This window comes from Pseudomonas pergaminensis (assembly GCF_024112395.2).
Lineage (GTDB): Bacteria > Pseudomonadota > Gammaproteobacteria > Pseudomonadales > Pseudomonadaceae > Aquipseudomonas > Aquipseudomonas pergaminensis.
On the sequence record NZ_CP078013.2, the window covers coordinates 393287 to 413765 of the forward strand.

19 protein-coding genes are annotated in these 20479 nt (G+C 61.6%); 17 read left to right on the plus strand and 2 right to left on the minus strand.

The annotated features are described in order from the left end of the window. Positions 1-4 precede the first annotated feature (4 nt). The 3 genes from KUA23_RS01770 to KUA23_RS01780 all read left to right on the plus strand — a co-directional run bounded on the left by KUA23_RS01770 (position 5) and on the right by KUA23_RS01780 (position 2046). Positions 5-1015: a class 1 fructose-bisphosphatase gene (locus tag KUA23_RS01770; protein WP_003187818.1), complete on the plus strand. Its 1011-nt coding sequence runs from the start codon at positions 5-7 to the stop codon at positions 1013-1015. 176 nt (positions 1016-1191) lie between these two features. Continuing rightward, positions 1192-1446 (plus strand): hypothetical protein, encoded by a 255-nt coding sequence (locus tag KUA23_RS01775; RefSeq protein ID WP_017849914.1) that lies wholly within the window; start codon positions 1192-1194, stop codon positions 1444-1446. 30 nt (positions 1447-1476) lie between these two features. Beyond that, positions 1477-2046: a lipocalin family protein gene (locus KUA23_RS01780; RefSeq protein WP_010213852.1), complete on the plus strand. Its 570-nt coding sequence runs from the start codon at positions 1477-1479 to the stop codon at positions 2044-2046. 130 nt (positions 2047-2176) lie between these two features. Here the strand turns inward: KUA23_RS01780 and KUA23_RS01785 are convergent, their stop codons facing one another. Next, positions 2177-3541 (minus strand): formimidoylglutamate deiminase, encoded by a 1365-nt coding sequence (locus KUA23_RS01785; protein WP_252993364.1) that lies wholly within the window; start codon positions 3539-3541, stop codon positions 2177-2179. Between the two features lie 147 nt (positions 3542-3688). Between KUA23_RS01785 and hutC the strand changes: the two genes are divergently transcribed. Continuing rightward, on the plus strand, positions 3689-4399 hold the full coding sequence (gene hutC, locus KUA23_RS01790) for a histidine utilization transcriptional repressor HutC (protein ID WP_017738808.1): 711 nt from the start codon (positions 3689-3691) through the stop codon (positions 4397-4399). After that, on the plus strand, positions 4396-4956 hold the full coding sequence (locus tag KUA23_RS01795; RefSeq protein ID WP_028615382.1) for a HutD/Ves family protein: 561 nt from the start codon (positions 4396-4398) through the stop codon (positions 4954-4956). Before hutC ends, KUA23_RS01795 begins: the two co-directional genes overlap by 4 nt. Positions 4957-5099: 143 nt before the next feature. Here KUA23_RS01795 and KUA23_RS01800 read toward each other — a convergent pair whose 3' ends face one another. After that, entirely contained in the window at positions 5100-5342 is a 243-nt protein-coding gene (locus tag KUA23_RS01800) for a hypothetical protein (RefSeq protein WP_252993365.1), read from the minus strand. On the opposite strand from KUA23_RS01800, the gene hutU reads away from it, so the two are divergent. The 12 genes from hutU to KUA23_RS01860 all read left to right on the plus strand — a co-directional run bounded on the left by hutU (position 5341) and on the right by KUA23_RS01860 (position 20446). Beyond that, positions 5341-7044: a urocanate hydratase gene (gene hutU / locus KUA23_RS01805; protein WP_252993366.1), complete on the plus strand. Its 1704-nt coding sequence runs from the start codon at positions 5341-5343 to the stop codon at positions 7042-7044. The genes KUA23_RS01800 and hutU overlap by 2 nt on opposite strands. Positions 7045-7189: 145 nt before the next feature. Next, on the plus strand, positions 7190-8635 hold the full coding sequence (locus tag KUA23_RS01810; protein ID WP_252993367.1) for a purine-cytosine permease family protein: 1446 nt from the start codon (positions 7190-7192) through the stop codon (positions 8633-8635). A 69-nt stretch (positions 8636-8704) separates the two neighbouring features. Next, the gene (locus tag KUA23_RS01815; RefSeq protein WP_078046470.1) at positions 8705-9670 is read left to right on the plus strand and encodes an ABC transporter substrate-binding protein; all 966 of its coding nucleotides are present in this window, start codon (positions 8705-8707) and stop codon (positions 9668-9670) included. Positions 9671-9741: 71 nt separating this feature from the next. Then, positions 9742-10593 carry an ABC transporter permease gene (locus tag KUA23_RS01820; RefSeq protein ID WP_028615386.1) on the plus strand — a complete coding sequence of 284 codons (852 nt, stop codon included), beginning with the start codon at positions 9742-9744 and terminating at the stop codon, positions 10591-10593. Beyond that, complete coding sequence (locus tag KUA23_RS01825; protein WP_005783958.1) at positions 10590-11414, plus strand: quaternary amine ABC transporter ATP-binding protein; 825 nt, start codon at positions 10590-10592, stop codon at positions 11412-11414. The genes KUA23_RS01820 and KUA23_RS01825 overlap by 4 nt, the downstream gene beginning before the upstream one ends. Positions 11415-11559: 145 nt before the next feature. Further along, on the plus strand, positions 11560-13068 hold the full coding sequence (hutH, locus tag KUA23_RS01830; protein WP_252993368.1) for a histidine ammonia-lyase: 1509 nt from the start codon (positions 11560-11562) through the stop codon (positions 13066-13068). A 31-nt stretch (positions 13069-13099) separates the two neighbouring features. Continuing rightward, positions 13100-14638 (plus strand): histidine ammonia-lyase, encoded by a 1539-nt coding sequence (gene hutH, locus KUA23_RS01835; RefSeq protein WP_099491301.1) that lies wholly within the window; start codon positions 13100-13102, stop codon positions 14636-14638. 154 nt (positions 14639-14792) lie between these two features. Beyond that, positions 14793-16202, plus strand: a complete 1410-nt coding sequence (locus KUA23_RS01840; protein WP_099491298.1) for an amino acid permease — start codon at positions 14793-14795, stop codon at positions 16200-16202. Positions 16203-16217: 15 nt separating this feature from the next. Beyond that, positions 16218-17423, plus strand: a complete 1206-nt coding sequence (gene hutI, locus KUA23_RS01845; RefSeq protein ID WP_252993369.1) for an imidazolonepropionase — start codon at positions 16218-16220, stop codon at positions 17421-17423. A gap of 12 nt (positions 17424-17435) precedes the next feature. Beyond that, a complete protein-coding gene (gene hutG, locus KUA23_RS01850) occupies positions 17436-18236 on the plus strand; it encodes an N-formylglutamate deformylase (RefSeq protein ID WP_078046474.1) in 801 nt (266 codons plus the stop codon). Between the two features lie 190 nt (positions 18237-18426). Next, positions 18427-19362 carry a choline ABC transporter substrate-binding protein gene (locus tag KUA23_RS01855; protein WP_252993370.1) on the plus strand — a complete coding sequence of 312 codons (936 nt, stop codon included), beginning with the start codon at positions 18427-18429 and terminating at the stop codon, positions 19360-19362. Positions 19363-19516: 154 nt separating this feature from the next. Further along, positions 19517-20446 (plus strand): alpha/beta hydrolase, encoded by a 930-nt coding sequence (locus KUA23_RS01860; protein WP_252993371.1) that lies wholly within the window; start codon positions 19517-19519, stop codon positions 20444-20446. Positions 20447-20479: the final 33 nt, after the last annotated feature.

The following is a 20479-nucleotide window of genomic DNA, read 5'->3' on the forward strand; positions in this document are numbered from 1 at the left end:
TTACATGTCCCGCGTTACCTTGAGTCGCTATTTGATTGAGCAGACCCGCAGCAACAACACGCCTGCCGATCTGCGCTTCCTTATCGAAGTGGTGGCGCGTGCTTGCAAGGAAATCAGCCACGCCGTGTCCAAAGGCGCATTGGGTGGTGTCCTGGGCAGCATGGGCACTGAAAACGTGCAGGGCGAAGTGCAGAAGAAACTCGACGTACTCTCCAACGAGATCCTGCTCGAAGCCAACGAATGGGGCGGTCACCTGGCCGGCATGGCGTCCGAAGAAATGGACAATGCCTACCAGATCCCGGGCAAATACCCGAAAGGCGCGTACCTGCTGGTATTTGACCCACTGGACGGCTCGTCCAACATCGACATCAATGCACCGGTCGGCACCATCTTCTCGGTACTGCGTTGCCCGAACGAATACCTGAGCCAGAACGAAGCCCTGAACGAAAAGGCCTTCCTGCAGCCAGGCACCGAACAGGTTGCCGCTGGCTACGCCATCTACGGTCCACAGACCATGCTGGTGCTGACCCTGGGCGATGGCGTCAAGGGCTTCACCCTGGACCGCGAAATGGGCAGCTTCGTGCTGACTCACGAAGACATCTCCATTCCTGCGTCCACCCAGGAATTCGCGATCAACATGTCCAACCAGCGTCACTGGGAAGAACCGGTGAAGCGCTATGTCAACGAACTGATGGAAGGTGAAGAAGGCCCGTTGAAGAAAAACTTCAACATGCGCTGGGTTGCCGCGATGGTTGCCGATGTGCACCGCATCCTGACCCGTGGTGGTCTGTTCATGTACCCACGCGACAGCCGCGAGCCGTCCAAGCCGGGCAAACTGCGCTTGATGTACGAAGCCAACCCGATGTCGTTCCTGGTTGAGCAGGCGGGCGGTGCGTCCACCGACGGCCACCAGCGCATCCTCGACATCCAGCCTGAAGGCCTACACCAGCGTGTGGCGGTATTCCTGGGTTCGAAGGAAGAAGTTGAGCGTGTGACGGCCTATCACAAGAAGTAAGCTGCGGCGATAAGTGATCGGCGTTGTTGTGAGCCGTTTCACTCTTGAAGAAGCCCCGAAACGTTTCAGCGTTTTCGGGGCTTTTTTGTTTTCGTTCGTCGGGAACCAGACACCTCTTTTCCCTTCTAAGCTTCTGGCAGATACCCAAGCTGCTTCGTCCCTCCAGGAGTTTTTCCATGTCGTTACGCCGTCTCGCTTTGCTGGCTTTTTGCGTGCTATTGGCCGCTTGCAGCAAGGTCAATCAAGAAAACTACGCGAAGTTGTCGGCTGGCATGGCCAAGGCTGAGGTGGAGTCGCTGTTGGGCAAGCCTACCGATTGTTCTGGCGCACTGGGCATGTCCAGCTGCACCTGGGGCGATAAAAACAGCTTTATCAGCGTTCAATATGCCGGTGACAAAGTTCTGATGTTTTCCGGGCAAGGCCTGAAGTAAACCGGGGCGCAAGCCTGCGGGAGAAGAAGAATGATGCGTTTTGTTTTGTTCCTTTGTGCCAGCCTGTTTTTGGCGGGCTGTGCCAGCCATTCTGGCGATGATCTGCAACCCAAGACCGCTGGCAGCGTCAACCTCAAGCGTTACCAGGGCACCTGGTATGAGTTGGCCCGATTGCCGATGTACTTCCAGCGCAACTGCGCGCAGTCCGAAGCTCGCTACACGTTGCTGCCCGATGGCGATATGTCAGTGTTCAACCGCTGCCTGACGACCGAGTGGAAGTGGGAAGAAGCGAAGGGCACCGCCACCCCGCAAGTACCGGGCAAGACCGACAAGCTCTGGGTGGAATTCAATAACTGGTTTACCGCGCTGCTACCCGGCGTCGCCAAAGGCGATTACTGGGTGCTGTATGTCAGCGATGACTACAAGACCGCGATCGTCGGCAGCCCGAGCCGGCGCTACATGTGGATCTTGTCGCGCACGCCGACGGTCAATGCGGACACCCGCGAAGACCTGCTGAGCAGGGCGCGGCAACAGGGGTATGACACCACACGTTTGATCTGGCGCACGTCGGACAAGCAGATGGCGAAGACCTCGCAATAACCCTGGGCCACCGCCGATCAAAAAATGTGGGAGCTGGCTTGCCTGCGATAGCATCACCAAGGTGTAACTGATACACCTTGGTGCCTGTATCGCAGGCAAGCCAGCTCCCACATTTGTTAGGTGTCGCGTGTTAGCCCAGTAGCGCTCTCAAGACTTGCGTGAAGGCCCGGCTGCTTTCTTCTTCACCGGCGTGGTGCCCATCGCGCACCGCCCACTTTCCGTTGACCAGCACATCCCGCACCTGCCGATCACCGCCCGCGAACAGCCAGCGATTGAGAATCCCGTCCTCCGTTGCCGTCGCCAAGTACGGATCATTACCGTCCAGCACAATCCAATCCGCACGCTTGCCCACTTCCAGTCGACCAATCGGCTGGCCCAACGCCTGGGCACCGCCGTCCAGCGCGGCATCGAACAGCGTGCGGCCGACCATCGGCTGATCGCTGCGATACAGCCGGTTACGCCGCTGATCGCGCAGGCGCTGGCCATATTCCAACCAACGCAACTCTTCCACCACGCTCAGTGATACATGGCTGTCGGACCCGATGCCCATGCGTCCGCCTTGGGCGAGGAAATCCACCGCCGGGAAAATCCCGTCACCCAGGTTGGCCTCGGTGGTCAGGCACAAGCCGGCAATCGCACGGCTCTTGGCCATGCGCGCCACCTCGTCCGCATCGGCATGGGTGGCATGCACCAGGCACCAGCGTTCATCGACGTCGACATGGTCATACAGCCATTGCAGCGGGCGCTTGCCACTCCACGCCAGGCAGTCGTCGACTTCCTTTTGCTGCTCGGCGATGTGGATATGCACCGGGCACACCTTGTCGCTGGCGGCCAGCACGTCATTGATTTGCTGTGGCGTCACCGCGCGCAACGAGTGGAAACACAGCCCCAACTGCTGCGCCGTTTGTGCGGCGAGGATGGGTTTGAGCTGCGCCTGCAGGTCCAGGTATTGCTCGGTGCTGTTGATAAACCGCCGCTGGCCTTCATTCGGGGCCTGGCCGCCAAACCCGGAGTGGGTATAGAGCACCGGCACCAGCGTCAGGCCGATACCACTGCTGGCCGCCGCCTGGCTGATCTGCCGCGACAGCTCCGTGCGATCCGCATACGGCTGGCCGCTGACGTCATGGTGCACATAGTGAAATTCGGCCACCGACGTGTAGCCGGCCTTGAGCATCTCGATGTACAGCTGGCGCGCGATCACCTGCAATTGGTCCGGGTTTATCTTGCCCACCATGCGGTACATCAGGTCGCGCCAGGTCCAGAAACTGTCATTCGGGTTGCCGGCCACTTCAGCCAAGCCGGCCATCGCACGCTGGAAGGCATGGGAGTGCAAGTTCGGCATACCCGCCAATACCGGGCCTCTCAGCCGTTCAGCACCTTCTGCGCTGGCATTGGCCTCAACTTTAGTCAGCAGCCCATCGGCGCTGACTTCAAGACGTACATCATTGGCCCATCCATTAGGCAGCAGCGCGCGTTCGGCAAAGAAAGCGGACATGATCAAGGCACCCCGGTCGTGTGTTTATTTGTATATACATATACAGACGTTTGCCTGCTCGGTAAACTCCGGCAATCTATGCATCTTTTCCCCCTGCAAGGATTCCCTGTGCCGACTCCGCCTGCCAAGTCTTCGCTGGCTGCCCACATGGACGAAAGTCCGGCGCCCTTGTATGCCCGCGTCAAACAGATGATCAGCCAGCAGATCCTCAACGGCAACTGGCCGCCCCATTACCGCGTGCCGTCCGAGAGCGAACTGGTCAGCCAGCTGGGTTTCAGCCGCATGACCATCAACCGTGCCCTGCGCGAACTCACCGCCGAAGGGCTGCTGGTGCGCATGCAGGGCGTCGGTACTTTCGTCGCGGAGCCCAAGAGCCAGTCGGCACTGTTCGAAGTGCACAATATCGCCGATGAGATCGCCTCACGCGGTCATCGGCATACCTGCCAGGTCATCCACCTGGGCGAGGAGGCTGCCGGTTCCGAGCGCGCTGTCGCCTTGGAGATGCGTGAAGGCGGGCGTGTTTTCCATTCGTTGATCGTGCATTTCGAAAACGATATTCCCGTGCAAATCGAAGACCGTTTCGTCAACGCCCTGGTCGCGCCGGAATACCTGCAGCAGGATTTCACCCAACAGACGCCTTACGCCTACCTCAACCAGGTGGCACCGCTGACCGAAGGCGAGCATGTGGTCGAAGCCATCCTTGCCGATGCAGCCGAGTGCAAGTTGCTGCAGATCGAACCCAGCGAGCCGTGCCTGCTGATTCGCCGGCGCACCTGGTCAGGCCGCCAGCCGGTGACCGCCGCGCGTCTGATCCACCCCGGTTCCCGTCACAGCCTGGAAGGACGTTTCAGTAAATGAGTGCAGTGAAAGTCTGGCGCGCCACCGATTACGTGCGCATGCCATGGAAAAACGGCGGTGGCAGCACCGAAGAAATCACCCGTGATGCCGGTACCGGCCTGGATGGTTTTGGCTGGCGACTGTCGATTGCCGATATTGCCGAGTCGGGTGGGTTTTCGACTTTCGCCGGCTACCAGCGCGTGATCACCGTGATCAAGGGCGCGGGCATGGTCCTGACCGTGGACGGTGAGGAGCAGCGCGGTTTGTTACCGCTCCAACCCTTCGCGTTCAAGGGTGACAGCCAAGTGTCATGTCGCCTGATCACCGGGCCGATCCGCGACTTCAACCTGATCTATTCGCCACAGCGTTACCACGCACGGTTGCAATGGATCGATGGCGAGCAGCGCTTTTTCAGCACGGCGCAGACGGTGCTGGTGTTCAGCGTGGCGGATGAAGTGAAGGTGCTGGACCACAAGCTGGGGCATCACGACTGCCTGCAAGTGGACGGTAACACTGGCCTGCTGGATATCTCCGTCAGCGGCCGCAGCTGCATTATCGAACTGACTGCTCGCGATTAAAAACTGTGGGAGCGGGCTTGCCCGCGAATGCGGTGTATCAGTACCAGAGAGGCTGGCTGACCCACTGCATTCGCGGGCAAGCCTGCTCCCACATTTGTTTTGTGGAGAGCAACAGAACTGTTTCCAACGTCCGCACCAATTTGTTACCGAATGCCCCAGCGTGGCGCAAAACCACGCCATCGCGCCAAACCTCCCTTGCTGTAAAAATCCTCCGTAAGAAATTTCATTAAGTCTCCAAGCCTTAATTTCCAAGGCTTGCGCCCAGTTTCGAAAAAAATCTCAACAGCACCTTCAGCAAGTTGGCCGCTTGATTGCATATGCTTGTATGTACAAGTAAAGATGTGTGCGTAAGACTCTCCTTCGCACCATCCATGTTCGCGCATCATGCCGAGGAGTCCAGTCGTGACCGATTTTTCTAAAGCCAGGCCTACCAAATACCGTGACGTCGAAATCCGTGCCGCCCACGGTAACAAGCTCACCGCCAAAAGCTGGCTGACTGAAGCGCCGTTGCGCATGCTGATGAACAACCTCGACCCGCAAGTGGCCGAGAACCCGAAAGAATTGGTGGTGTACGGCGGTATCGGCCGCGCGGCGCGCAACTGGGAGTGCTACGACCAGATCGTCGAGAGCCTCACCAACCTGAATGACGACGAAACCCTGTTGGTGCAATCCGGCAAGCCGGTCGGCGTATTCAAGACCCACAGCAACGCCCCACGTGTACTGATCGCCAACTCCAACCTGGTGCCGCACTGGGCGAGTTGGGAACACTTCAACGAACTGGATGCCAAGGGCCTGGCCATGTACGGCCAGATGACCGCTGGCAGCTGGATCTACATCGGCAGCCAGGGCATCGTCCAAGGCACCTACGAAACCTTCGTCGAAGCGGGTCGCCAACACTACAACAGTGACCTGACTGGTCGTTGGGTCCTCACCGCCGGCCTCGGCGGCATGGGCGGCGCCCAGCCTCTGGCGGCCACTCTGGCCGGCGCGTGCTCGCTGAACATCGAGTGCCAACAAGTCAGCATCGACTTCCGCCTGAACAGCCGTTACGTCGACGAGCAAGCCACTGACCTCGACGACGCCCTGGCACGCATCGCCAAGTACACCAAGGAAGGCAAGGCCATCTCCATCGCCCTGCTGGGTAACGCCGCGGAAATCCTGCCGGAACTGGTCAAGCGTGGCGTACGCCCGGACATGGTCACCGACCAGACCAGCGCCCACGACCCGCTCAACGGCTACCTGCCGGCCGGTTGGACCTGGGACGAATACCGCTCCCGCGCCAAGACCGAGCCCGCCGCCGTAATCAAAGCCGCCAAGCAGTCGATGGCCGTGCACGTCAAAGCCATGCTGGAATTCCAGAAGCAAGGCATCCCGACCTTCGACTACGGCAACAACATCCGCCAGATGGCGCAAGAAGAAGGCGTGGAAAACGCCTTCGACTTCCCAGGTTTCGTACCGGCCTACATCCGCCCGCTGTTCTGCCGTGGCATCGGCCCGTTCCGTTGGGCTGCGCTGTCGGGCGACCCGCAAGACATCTACAAAACCGACGCCAAAGTCAAAGAGCTGATCCCGGACGACGCTCACCTGCACAACTGGCTGGACATGGCGCGCGAGCGCATCAGCTTCCAGGGCCTGCCGGCGCGTATCTGCTGGGTCGGCCTGGGCCAGCGTGCCAAGCTCGGCCTGGCGTTCAACGAAATGGTACGCAGCGGCGAGCTGTCGGCACCGGTCGTGATCGGCCGTGACCACCTCGACTCCGGCTCGGTATCCAGCCCGAACCGCGAAACCGAAGCCATGCAGGACGGTTCTGACGCCGTGTCCGACTGGCCACTGCTCAACGCCTTGCTCAACACCGCCAGCGGCGCGACCTGGGTTTCGCTGCACCACGGTGGTGGCGTAGGCATGGGCTTCTCCCAGCACTCCGGCATGGTGATCGTCTGCGACGGCACCGACGAAGCGGCTGAGCGCATTGCCCGTGTACTGCACAACGACCCGGCCACCGGTGTGATGCGTCACGCAGACGCTGGCTACCAGATCGCGATCGACTGCGCCAAAGAGCAGGGCCTCAATCTCCCGATGATCAAATAACCCATTGTGGGAACGGGCTTGCCTGCGATGGCATCCCCTCGGTTCTACTGATAGATCGAGTCGCCCGCATCGCAGGCAAGCCAGCTCCCACAGAAAAGCGGTTTTACGCAGGCTTTATGAACAATCCATCAGAGGTTGAACCGACATGGCTGCAAATGACACCACCCCGTTGATCGAAAGGCGTTCGATCGACTACATCCCGGAAGCGGAAAGACACGGTCGTCTGTTTAGCCAGTTCACCCTGTGGATGGGCGCCAACCTGCAGATCACCGCGATTGTCACCGGGGCCTTGGCCGTGGTGCTGGGCGGTGATGTGTTCTGGTCGTTGATCGGGCTGTTTGTCGGTCAACTGATCGGCGGCGGCGTCATGGCGTTGCATGCGGCGCAGGGGCCCAAGCTGGGCCTGCCGCAGATGATTTCCAGTCGGGTGCAGTTCGGCGTGTATGGCGCGGCCATTCCGATCGTGCTGGTGTGCCTGATGTACCTGGGTTTCACCGCCACCGGCACGGTGCTGTCCGGTCAAGCGCTGGGCCAGTTGTTCGGGGTCAGCGACAGCACCGGTATTTTGATTTTCGCCAGTGTCATCGTGCTGGTCACGGTGCTGGGCTACCGGGTAATCCATTTCATCGGCCGAGTCGCCAGCGTCATTGGCGTGATCGCCTTTGTCTACCTGTTCAGCCGCCTGATAAGCCAGACCGACGTTGGCGCTCTCCTGCAAATCCGTCACTTCAGCTGGAGCAGTTTTCTGCTGGCGGTGTCGCTCGCGGCCTCCTGGCAGATCGCCTTCGGCCCTTACGTGGCGGACTACTCGCGTTACCTGCCGAGCACCACGTCATCGGTAAAGACTTTTTTCGCCGCCGGCGCGGGTTCGGTCGTGGGCGCTCAGGTGGCGATGGTCCTCGGCGTGTTTGCCGCAGCCATGTCCAATGGTCAGTTCGCCGGGCATGAAGTGGCCTACATCGTTGGCTTGAGCGGTACCGGCGCCACCGCTGCGCTGCTGTACTTCAGCATCGCGTTTGGCAAGGTCACCATCTCGACGCTGAACTCCTACGGCAGCTTCATGTGCATCGCGACCATCATCAGCGGCTTCCGTGGTCGCCTTGAGGTCACGCGCCTGCAGCGCTTGGTATTCGTGCTGGTGATTGTCGGGACCGCGACCCTGATCGCGTTGCTCGGCCAGCACTCGTTCCTCGGTGCGTTCAAGTCTTTCATCCTGTTCCTGCTGGCGTTCTTCACGCCCTGGAGTGCGATCAACCTGGTGGACTACTACTGCATCACCCGCGAGCGCTATGACGTGCCGGCACTGGCCGACCCCAACGGGCGCTATGGCCGCTGGAACCTGCTGGGTATCAGCGTGTATGTCTTCGGCGTGCTGGTGCAGTTGCCGTTCATCTCCACCAAGTTCTACACCGGCCCCCTCGTGGCCGCGCTGGGTGATGTGGATATTTCCTGGATCATCGGCCTGGTGCTGCCGGCGGCGCTGTATTACCTGTGTGCAAAAAAATGGCACGGCACGGTGCCCGATCACCTGATCCTGCCAACAGAGCAGGGCGCTATACCAAGAGCAAACGGGCTGGCTGCACAAGCCTGATGGGACGTGGACAGGGCAGGATGCCTACTGACTGCCGTAATCCATTTCAAGATTGGGAGCGTCACAACAATGAAAATGCATAAGACCCTGCTGGCCACCTTGCTCTCTGCAGGTTTGCTCGCCTCCGCTGGCGCCCAGGCAGCCGGCTGGTGCGAATCCGGCAAACCGGTGAAGTTCGCCGGCCTGAACTGGGAAAGCGGCATGTTGCTCACCGACATCCTGCAAACCGTGCTGGAAAAAGGCTACGGCTGCAAAACCGACAGCCTGCCGGGCAACTCCATCACCATGGAAAACGCCCTGAGCAGCAATGACATCCAAGTGTTCGCCGAAGAATGGGTGGGCCGCAGTGAAGTCTGGAACAAAGCCGAGAAGGCCGGCAAAGTCGTTGGCGTCGGCGCCCCGGTCGTGGGCGCTATCGAAGGTTGGTACGTGCCGCGCTATGTGATCGAAGGCGACGCCAAACGCAAGCTGGAACCCAAGGCGCCGGACCTGAAAAACATCGCCGACCTGGCCAAGTACGCCTCGGTGTTTAAGGACCAGGAAGAACCGTCCAAGGGCCGTTTCTACAACTGCCCAGCCGGCTGGACCTGCGAGCTGGACAACAGCGAGATGCTGAAAAGCTACGGCCTGGAAAATTCCTACACCAACTTCCGCCCAGGCACCGGCCCGGCGCTGGATGCGGCGGTGCTGTCGAGCTACAAGCGTGGCGAGCCGATTCTGTTCTACTACTGGTCGCCGACGCCGCTGATGGGCCAGGTTGACCTGGTCAAGCTGGAAGAAAAACCCGGCGTGGATAAAAGCGTGAGCATCAAGGTCGGCCTGTCCAAGACCTTCCATGAGCAAGCCCCTGAGCTGGTGGCCGTGCTGGAAAAGGTCAACCTGCCTATCGACCTGCTGAACCAGAACCTGGGTCGCATGGCCAAGGAGCGAATTGAGTCGCCAAAACTGGCGAAAATTTTCCTCAAGGAACATCCTGAAGTCTGGCACGCCTGGGTGAGCGACGACGCAGCCAAGAAAATCGACGCGGCCTTGTAGGTCAAGCGTGCCCGGCTACCCTGAAGGGCAGCCGGGCGCCTGGCCACAACCCACTGGATCGAGAGCACGATATGTTTCCTGAGAGTTTTACGTTTTCCATCGCCGACTGGGTCAACGGTTGGGTGGACTCATTGGTCACCAACTACGGTGATGTGTTCCGGCACATTTCCGACACCCTGCTGTGGGCCATCGTCAACCTGGAAGGGTTGCTGCGCGCAGCGCCCTGGTGGCTGATGCTGGCCATCGTCGGCGGCGTCGCCTGGCATGCCACCCGCAAGGTGGTGACCACGGCGGTGATCGTCGGTTTGCTGTTCCTGGTCGGCGCGGTTGGCCTATGGGACAAGCTGATGCAGACCCTCGCCTTAATGATGGTCGCCACGGTGATCTCGGTGCTGATCGGTATCCCGCTAGGCATTCTTTCGGCACGCAGCAATCGCCTGCGTTCAGTGCTGATGCCGCTGCTCGACATCATGCAAACCATGCCCAGCTTTGTGTACCTGATCCCGGTGCTGATGCTGTTCGGCCTGGGCAAGGTCCCGGCGATTTTCGCCACGGTGATCTACGCCGCGCCACCGCTGATCCGTCTCACTGACCTGGGTATTCGCCAGGTCGACGGCGAGGTCATGGAAGCCATCAACGCCTTCGGCGCCAACCGTTGGCAGCAACTGTTCGGTGTGCAACTGCCGCTGGCGTTGCCAAGCATCATGGCCGGTATCAACCAGACCACCATGATGGCGCTGTCGATGGTGGTGATCGCCTCGATGATCGGCGCCCGTGGCTTGGGTGAAGACGTCCTCGTCGGCATCCAGACCCTCAACGTCGGCCGAGGCCTCGAAGCCGGGCTGGCGATCGTGATTCTCGCAGTGGTCATCGACCGCATTACCCAGGCCTATGGTCGTCCACGGCATGAGGCGAGCAAATGACTACTGTCAGCAAAATCGAAGTTAAAAACGTCTTCAAGATCTTCGGCGCGCGCTCCAAGGATGCGCTGGCCATGGTCGGGCAGGGCAAGACCAAGGACCAGGTCCTGGCCGAGACCGGCTGCGTGGTCGGCGTGAACGACTTGTCCCTGAGCATCGGCACCGGTGAGATCTTCGTGATCATGGGCCTGTCGGGTTCCGGCAAGTCCACCCTGGTGCGTCACTTCAACCGCCTGATCGACCCGACCAGTGGCGCGATCCTGGTGGACGGCGAAGACATCCTGCAGCTGGACATGGAAGCCCTGCGCCAATTCCGTCGACACAAGATCAGCATGGTGTTCCAGAGCTTCGGCCTGTTGCCCCACAAGAGCGTGCTCGACAACGTCGCCTACGGCCTCAAGGTGCGTGGCGAAACCAAACAGGTGTGCGCCGAACGCGCCCTGCACTGGATCGAAACCGTGGGCCTCAAGGGCTACGAAAACAAATACCCGCACCAGCTTTCCGGTGGCATGCGCCAACGTGTCGGCCTGGCCCGCGCGCTCGCGGCCGACACCGACATCATCTTGATGGACGAAGCCTTCAGCGCCCTCGACCCACTGATCCGCGCCGAGATGCAGGACCAGTTGCTGGAGCTGCAAAAGACCCTGCACAAAACCATCGTGTTCATCACCCACGACCTCGACGAGGCCGTGCGCATCGGCAACCGCATCGCGATCCTCAAGGACGGCAAGCTGATTCAGGTCGGCACACCTCGGGAGATCCTGCATTCGCCGGCGGATGAATATGTGGATCGGTTTGTCCAGCGGCGGGCGGCGGTGGTCTGATCCGGACCTTGTGGTGAGCCGGCTGGCGCTATCGCAGGCGAGCCAGCTCCCACATTTGATCGGGTTCACACAGCTCAAATGTGGGAGCCGGGCTTGCCCGCGATGAGGCCGGCAAAGCGGCACAAGAATTAAAGAAGGTATAAAGATGTCCCAGGCAGCAAAAATCATCATCGCCAACGCCCCGCTGCGCTGGCAGGACGTCGTCGCCGTCGCCCGTCACGGCGCGGTACTCGAACTCTCGGGCCAGGCCTGGGCGCGCATCGACAACGCGCAAGCCATCGTGCAGCGCATCGTCACCAGCGGTGAGCGCGCCTATGGCGTGAACACTGGCCTGGGTGCGCTGTGCAATGTGTCGCTCAAGGGCGAACAACTCAGCCAACTGTCGCGCAACACCTTGCTGAGCCATGCCTGCGGCGTCGGTCCGGTGCTGAGTGATGAGCAGACCCGCGCAATCATCTGTGCCGCCATCATCAACTACAGCCACGGCAAGTCCGGCCTGCATCCGCAGGTGGTGCACTCGTTGCTGGCGCTGCTCAACCACGGCATCACTCCGCAAGTACCGTCCCAGGGTTCGGTGGGTTACCTGACCCACATGGCCCACGTTGGCGTGGCTTTGCTGGGTGTGGGCCAGGTGAGTTACCAAGGCCGGGTCGTTCCGGCGCAAGAGGCATTAAGCGCGGAAGGTTTGCAGCCGGTGGTGCTCGGCGCCAAGGACGGCCTGTGCCTGGTCAACGGCACGCCGTGCATGACCGGCTTGAGCTGCCTGGCCTTGGCCGACGCGCACCACTTGCTGCAATGGGCCGACGTGATCGGCGCCATGAGTTTCGAAGCCCAGCGTGGGCAGATCGATGCCTTCGATGAAGAAATCATCGCGCTCAAGCCGCACCCTGGCATGCAACACGTGGGAATGAACCTGCGCGCCTTGCTCGATGGCAGCGAAGTGATCGCCAGCAGCAAGGGCATTCGCACTCAGGATGCGTTGAGCATCCGCTCGATCCCGCAGATCCACGGCGCGGCGCGCGACCAGGTGGAGCACGCCACACGCCAGATCGAAACCGAACTCAACAGTGCCACCGACAACCCGTTGGTGCTCGGCACGCCGGACCACTACCGCGTGGTGTCCCAGGCCAATCCGCACGGGCAGTCCGTCGCGCTGGCGGCGGACATGCTGGCGATTGCCCTGGCTGAAATCGGCTCGGTGGCCGAACGCCGCCTGGACCGCCTGATCAACCCGCACGTCAGCGGCTTGCCGGCGTTCCTGGTCAGCAACCCTGGGGTCAACTCCGGGATGATGATTGTGCAGTACGTCGCCGCCTCGCTGTGTGGGCAGAACCGCCAGTTGGCGCAACCGGCGGTGCTCGACAATTTCGTCACCTCGGGCCTGCAGGAAGACCACCTGAGCATGGGCACCAATGCCGCGCTCAAGCTGCACCAGGTGTTGGCCAACGTGACGCAGATCCTCGCCATCGAGTACCTGCTGGCCGCCCAGGCGTTTGAGTTCTTGAAGGACCAGCGCTTCGGCGTGGGCACCGACCGTGCGTGGCGCCTGCTGCGTGAAGTGGTGCCGGCCTATGAGCAGGACCGCTGGCTGGCGCCGGACATTGCGGCCGCCGCCAAGCTACTCAAAGACACCGACTTACCGAATTTACACTGAAGACTATTCAAAAGAACAATTCAAAAGGAGCATGAATGTGACTGCGCTAAACCTGATTCCAGGCCAACTGAGCCTTGCCCAACTGCGAGCCATCTACCAGCAGCCGGTAACCCTCAGTCTGGATGACAGCGCCACGGCGCAGATCGAAGCCAGTGTGGCCTGCGTGGAGCAGATTCTCGCCGAGAACCGCACCGCCTATGGCATCAACACCGGTTTCGGCCTGCTGGCCTCGACCCGCATCGCCAGCGAAGACCTGGAAAACCTCCAGCGTTCCCTGGTGCTGTCCCACGCCGCTGGCGTCGGTGAGCCGATCAGCGATGCGCTGGTGCGGCTGGTCATGGTGCTCAAGGTCAACAGCCTGAGCCGTGGGTTCTCCGGGATCCGCCGCCAGGTGATCGACGCGCTGATCGCACTGATCAACGCCGAGGTGTACCCGCATATTCCACTCAAAGGTTCGGTAGGCGCCTCGGGCGATCTGGCACCTTTGGCGCACATGTCCCTGGTGCTGCTGGGCGAAGGCAAGGCGCGCTATAAAGGCGAATGGCTGGAAGCCACCGAAGCGCTGAAAGTTGCCGGCCTCACGCCGCTGACCCTCGCCGCCAAGGAAGGCCTGGCGCTGCTCAATGGCACCCAGGTGTCGACGGCTTATGCGCTGCGTGGCCTGTTCGAAGGCGAAGACCTGTTCGCCGGCGCCCTGGCCTGTGGCGGTCTCACCGTGGAAGCCGTGCTCGGTTCGCGCTCGCCGTTCGACGCACGCATTCATGCGGCGCGCGGCCAACGTGGGCAGATCGATTCGGCGGCAGCCTACCGTGACCTGCTCGGCGACAGCAGCCAGGTGTCGCAGTCGCACCAGAACTGCGACAAGGTGCAGGACCCGTACTCCCTGCGCTGCCAGCCACAAGTCATGGGCGCCTGCCTGACCCAGTTCCGCCAGGCCGCTGAAGTGCTGGTGGTCGAAGCCAACGCCGTGTCGGATAACCCACTGGTATTTGCCGCTGAAGGCGACGTGATCTCCGGCGGCAACTTCCACGCCGAGCCGGTGGCCATGGCGGCCGACAACATGGCGCTGGCCATCGCCGAAATCGGCTCGCTGAGCGAGCGTCGCATCTCGCTGATGATGGACAAGCACATGTCGCAACTGCCGCCGTTCCTGGTGGGCAACGGTGGGGTGAACTCGGGCTTCATGATCGCCCAGGTGACTGCCGCGGCACTCGCCAGTGAGAACAAGGCGCTGGCCCATCCCCATAGCGTCGACAGCCTGCCGACCTCAGCCAACCAGGAAGACCATGTGTCCATGGCCCCGGCTGCCGGCAAGCGCCTGTGGGAAATGGCCGAGAACACCCGTGGCATCCTCGCGGTTGAGTGGCTGGCCGCCTGCCAGGGCCTGGACCTGCGCGAAGGCCTGAAAACCTCGCCGAAGCTGGAAAAGGCGCGCGGCATCCTGCGCGACAAAGTGGCGTTCTACGACAAGGACCGCTTCTTCGCCCCGGATATCAACGCTGCCAGCGAACTGCTCGCCACTCGCTGCTTGAACGAGCTGGTACCGGCCAAGTTGCTGCCGAGCCTCTAAGAGCGCCCTCTGTAGGAGCCGGCTTGCCGGCGATAGCTTTCTGTCAGTTAAAGAATGTACGACTGATACACCGCCATCGCAGACAAGCCAGCTCCCACATTTGAGCGTTCGCAGCTCTGAATTTTCTCAGGATAAAAATAATTAAGGACGAGAAATGCACCAGCAAGAAAAGGGTTTGAAACGCGGGCTAAGCGCCCGACATATTCGCTTCATGGCACTCGGTTCCGCGATCGGCACCGGGCTGTTCTATGGCTCTGCCTCGGCTATCCAGATGGCTGGCCCCGCTGTACTGCTGGCCTACCTGATTGGCGGCGCCGCCGTGTTCATGGTGATGCGCGCCCTCGGCGAAATGGCCGTGCACAACCCGGTCGCCGGCTCCTTCGGCCAGTATGCCAGCACCTACCTGGGGCCTATGGCCGGGTTTATCCTCGGCTGGACCTATGCCTTTGAAATGATCATCGTCTGCCTGGCCGACGTCACCGCCTTCGGCATCTACATGGGCTTCTGGTTTCCCGAGGTCGCGCGGTGGGTCTGGGTACTCGGCATTGTGTTTCTGATCGGCGGCCTGAACCTGTGCAACGTCAAAGTGTTTGGCGAGATGGAGTTCTGGCTGTCGCTGCTCAAGGTCGGCGCCATTGTGGCGATGATCCTCGGCGGCTTTGGCATCATGCTGTTTGGCATCCATTCGGCCGGTGACACCCAGGCCAGTGGCCTCAGTAACCTGTGGGCCCACGGCGGCTTCATGCCCAACGGCATCGGCGGCCTGATCGCCTCGTTCGCGGTGGTGATGTTTGCCTTTGGCGGCATCGAAATCATCGGCATCACCGCCGGCGAAGCCAAGGACCCGCAACGCGTGATCCCCAAGGCGATCAACGCGGTGCCGCTGCGTATCCTGTTGTTCTACGTGCTGACCCTGTTCGTGCTGATGGCCATCTACCCGTGGCCGCAGATCGGCAGCCAGGGCAGCCCGTTCGTGCAGATCTTCAGCAACCTCGGGATAGGCTCGGCGGCGACCATCCTCAACATCGTGGTGATCTCGGCGGCCGTCTCGGCGATCAACAGTGACATCTTTGGCGCCGGCCGCATGATGTACGGCCTGGCCCAGCAAGGGCAGGCACCCAAGGGTTTTGCGCAGTTGTCCAAACACGGCGTGCCGTGGATGACCGTGGTGGTGATGGGCGCGGCGCTGCTGGGCGGTGTGGTGCTCAACTACTTGATCCCGGAAAACGTGTTCCTGCTGATCGCCTCGATTGCCACGTTTGCCACCGTATGGGTGTGGTTGATGATCCTGTTTACTCAGGTTGCCATGCGCCGCTCGATGACCAAGGAGCAGGTCGCCGAGCTGAAATTCCCCGTGCCGTTCTGGCCCTATGCGCCAGCGGCGGCCATTGTCTTCATGCTGTTCGTGTTTGGTGTGCTGGGGTATTTCCCGGACACCCAGGCCGCCTTGCTGGTCGGTGCCGTGTGGATCGTGTTGCTGGTGGTGGCCTACCTGTTGTGGGTCAAGCCCGCAGCCGGCCAAGCGGCCAAGGTCCACTACGACCCGGCTTTGTCTCATCGTTAATCTAGGGAGGCGTTGATGAAAACGCTTTGGCAACACTTCCACGTCGCAACCATGGCACAGGGCAAATACTCGATCATCGAGGATGCCGCCATGGTGACTGCCGATTCGCTCATTGAGTGGATCGGCCCCCGCAGCCAGGTACCCACGGCGGATTACGCCCAGGTGCATGACCTGCAAGGCGCGTGGGTCACCCCCGGGCTGATCGACTGCCACACCCACACGGTGTTCGGCGGCAACCGCAGCGGCGAATTCGAGCAACGCCTCGAAGGCGTCAGCTACGCCGAGATCGCGGCCAAGGGCGGCGGTATTGCCAGCACCGTGCGTGCCACCCGCGCCGCGACGGAAGATGAACTGTTTGCCAGCGCTGAGAAGCGCCTGCGCAGTCTGCTACGGGACGGCGTGACCACCGTAGAGATCAAGTCCGGCTACGGGCTGGACCTGGCCAACGAACGCAAAATGCTGCGCGTAGCCCATCGCCTCGGCGAAACGCTGCCGGTCAGCGTGCGGGCGACGTGCCTGGCCGCCCACGCGTTGCCGCCGGAGTACAAGGACCGCGCCGACGACTACATCGAGCACATCTGCGCCGAGATGCTGCCGGCCTTGGCGGCGGAAGGGCTGGTGGACGCGGTGGATGCGTTTTGCGAGTACCTGGCGTTCTCCACCGAGCAGGTGGAGCGCGTGTTCAAAGTCGCCCAGCAACTCGGCCTGCCGGTGAAGTTGCACGCCGAGCAGCTTTCATCGCTGCACGGCTCCAGCCTGGCCGCGCGTTACCACGCGCTGTCGGCGGATCACCTGGAATTCATGACCGAAGAAGACGCCATCGCCATGGCTGCCGCCGGCACCGTCGCGGTCTTGCTGCCGGGCGCGTTCTACTTCCTGCGCGAAACCCAGTTGCCGCCGATGGACGCCCTGCGCAAGCACGGCGTAAAAATTGCTATCGCCAGCGACCTCAACCCCGGCACCTCGCCAGCGCTGTCGGTGCGCCTGATGCTCAACATGGCGTGCACCCTGTTCCGCATGACCCCGGAAGAAGCGCTGGCGGGCGCCACGCAACATGCCGCCACTGCGTTGGGCATGGGCGACACCCATGGCTCCCTGGAAGTCGGCAAGGTCGCGGATTTTGTCGCCTGGCAGATCGATCGTCCCGCCGACCTGGCCTATTGGCTGGGTGGCGAGCTGGATAAACGCGTCGTGCGCCACGGCGCCGACGTCACTGTTTGAGGAGTACTGCTTGTGGATAAGGTTCTGAACTTCAAACAAGGTCGCGTGCCGCTGCTGATCAGCATGCCCCACGCCGGTCTACACCTCACACCCGCCGTCAAGGCTGGGCTGATCCCCGAGGCGCAAAGCCTGCCGGACACCGACTGGCACATTCCTGCGCTGTACGACTTTGCCGAGGCACTGGGTGCCAGCACCTTGTCGGCTGAATATTCACGGTTTGTGATCGACCTGAACCGGCCATCCGACGACAAGCCGTTATATGCCGGCGCCACCACCGGCCTCTACCCGGCGACGCTGTTCGATGGCGTGCCCTTGTTTCGTGAAGGGCATGAGCCGTCTGAAGAAGAGCGCGTGACCTACCTGCAAAAAATCTGGGGCCCGTATCACCGAACCTTGCAGGAAGAGCTGGCGCGGCTCAAGGCTGAGTTTGGCTATGCACTGTTGTTTGATGCGCACTCGATCCGCTCGGTGATCCCGCACCTGTTCGACGGCAAGTTGCCGGACTTCAACCTCGGCACCTTCAACGGCGCCGCCTGTGATCCAACGTTGGCCAGCCAGTTGGAAGCCATCTGCGCCACGCATCCGCAGTACACCCACGTACTCAACGGGCGCTTCAAGGGCGGCCACATCACCCGGCATTACGGTGACCCGGCGCAGGATATCCACGCCGTGCAGCTGGAGTTGTGCCAGAGCACCTACATGGAAGAAGTTGAGCCGTTCCGTTATCGCCCGGACCTGGCCGAGCCGACGCGGGTGGTGCTCAAGCAATTGCTCGACGGGTTGTTAGCCTGGGGGCAACAGCGTTACGGCTGAAATAGCTATGGCAGGCAAGCCAGCTCCCACATTGAATCGGGTTTACACGGTCAAAATGTGGGAGCGGGCTTGCCCGCGATGACGGCCGCACAGTCGCCCCAGTGCAACTGCCCGTCGCCCCAGTTCGTGTTGACTCAGGCTCCACTGGTTAAGGTTGTGGAATAACAACAGCCAAGTGAGACCACCCCCCATGCATAAAACCTTGTTGAGCCTTATCGGCGCCGCACTGTTCAGTGCACACGCCATGGCCGCCGAGCCGGCCTCCTGCAAAAACATCCGCATGGGCGTCGTCAGCTGGACTGACGTGATCGCCACCTCCGGCATGGCCGACGTGCTGCTCAATGGCCTGGGCTACGACAGCAAGCAGACCAGCGCCGTGCAGCAGATCATCTTTGCCGGCATCCGCGACAAACGTCTGGACATCTTCCTCGGCTACTGGAAGCCGGCGATGGACAACAACATCGCGCCGTTCCTGGCGGCCCAGCAGGTCAAGGTGTTCGACACCCCGAGCCTGTCCGACGCCCAGGCCACCCTGGCCGTGCCGCAATACGTGGCCGATGCCGGCTTGAAGACTTTTGCCGATATTGCCCGCTTCAAAGACAAACTGGGCGGCAAGATCTACGGGATCGAACCCGGCAGCGGCGCGAACACGGATATCCAGAAAATGATCGACACCAATCGCTTTGGCCTGGGTGGCTTCAAGCTGGTCGCCTCCGGTGAGGCGGGAATGCTCGCCGCCGTGCAACGCGCGGTGAACCGCAAGGAGTTCGTGGTGTTCGTCGGCTGGACCCCACACCCGATGAACATCAACATGAAAATGGCCTACCTCACCGGCAGCGAAGACGTGTTCGGCCCCGACGAAGGCCGCGCCACTGTTTCCACCGTCACCGCGCCGGACTTTGCCGAGCGTTGCCCCAACGCCAACCGCCTGCTGGAGAACCTCACCTTCACCGCCGCCCAGGAAAGCCAGCTGATGGTGCCGATCATGGAGCGCCAGTCGCCGCAGGATGTGGCCAGGCAATGGCTGCGCGATCATCCCGAGGATTTGCAGCGCTGGTTGGCGGGGGTCCAAGCGTTTGATGGCACGGACGCAGTGGCAGCTGTACAAGCCAGCCTGGAGCTTTGAGCTGAACCTTCCACGCCAGGCAACACCGGGCAAATGTGGGAGCCGGGCTTGCCCGCGAGGGCGGTGTGTCAGGCATTGACTAGTTGGCAGGCACACCGCTTTCGCAGGCAAGCCAGCTCCCACACTTGATCTCCAGCGTCAGGGATATTTGCGCATGTACCCGATTTCTCCTCAGCTTCTTGCTTTCGTCGCCAAGACCGAATCCTTCGCCAGCGACGACTCTTCGCTGTTTGGGCTGCGCACAGGCTATGACCGCATGTGCCGTGCATTCACCCCGCCGCAACCCGAAGGCTTGCAGGTCGAGGACTTCACCCTGGCGGGCGTGCGTGTGCGCAGTTATCTGCCCACCGCGCCTACTCCTCCTGATGGCTGGCCATGCCTTCTCTATATACACGGCGGCGGTTGGGTGGTCGGCGGGCTAGATTCCCACGACTTCATCTGCTTCGAGCTGGCCACTGCCTTGCAGGTACTGGTGATCGCCATCGATTACCGGCTGGCGCCTGAGCACCCGTTCCCTGCCGCCTATGAAGATTGCCGCGCCGTATGGCAGGCGATCCAGGCAGGGCAGGGGCCTCACGCGATCGACCTGCAGCGTCAGGTGGTGATGGGCGACAGCGCCGGCGGCAACCTGGCGGCGGCGTTGTGCCTGGGCTTGCGGGACGACGGGCAGCCGCTGCCTCGGGCCCAGGTATTGATTTATCCGGGCCTGGGCGGCCCGGCCGACCTGCCGTCGCGGCGCGACTGCATGGACGCGCCGTTGCTCAGCAGCGCCGACACCGACTGCTACCTGGCGCTGTACCTGCGGGGCAGCGACAAGCCATCGCCCTATGCCATGCCGCTGCTGGCTGCGGATTTCAGCGGTCTGCCCCAGGCCTTCATCGCCGTGGCCCAGTTCGACCCGCTGCGCGACGACGGCAGGCTCTACGCCGAACGGCTGCAAGCGGCGGGCGTGACCACCGTGCTGTATCCCGGCAAAGGCCTGGTGCACGGCTGCCTGCGGGCGCGGCGGCAAGTGCCGGAGGTGGACCGGCTCTACGACTACCTGCTGGATTACCTGGGGAGCGAAGGGCTGACACAGGTCTAAGCGCTCTAGGACATGCTCATTGCACAATTCGGG